Annotated in this window: 1 protein-coding gene; it reads left to right on the top strand. The window is 49.8% G+C overall.

All coding sequences use genetic code 11. From position 1 onward, the window contains the following. A partial coding sequence (locus tag RVS70_RS22825) for a cation acetate symporter (RefSeq protein ID WP_414617193.1) occupies positions 1-412 on the top strand: 412 nt, incomplete at both ends.

The raw sequence follows: 412 nt of genomic DNA, 5'->3' as shown, positions 1-412 counted from the left end.
CGGCGGGCTCACCGGTGTTCAGAATGGACTGGCAATTGCGGGTGACTACATGTCTGCCGCCTCGTTTCTTGGGATTGCCGGAATGATTGCGTTATATGGATTTGATGGTTTCTTTTACAGCATCGGTTTTCTTGTGGCTTATCTCGTTGTCTTGTATATCGTGGCGGAACCGCTTCGGAATCTTGGAAAGTATACAATGGCAGACATGATAGCCGCTCGATTTAAAGAAAAGAAAATCCGCGGAGTTGCGGCGCTCAATACCATTGCCATCTCTACTTTTTATATGATTGCCCAGCTCGTGGGGGCGGGCGCGCTGATCAAACTGCTTCTTGGACTGGATTACACCGCGGCGGTTCTCATCGTCGGAGTGCTGATGACAATGTATTTCGGGTTTGTCGGCATGATCGCTACA

It is taken from the genome of Virgibacillus sp. M23 (assembly GCF_034190895.1).
GTDB classification, from domain to species: domain Bacteria; phylum Bacillota; class Bacilli; order Bacillales; family Amphibacillaceae; genus Virgibacillus; species Virgibacillus salarius.
The sequence above is the reverse complement of the archived record's forward strand: the minus strand, read 5'-3'. Positions and strand labels throughout refer to the sequence as shown.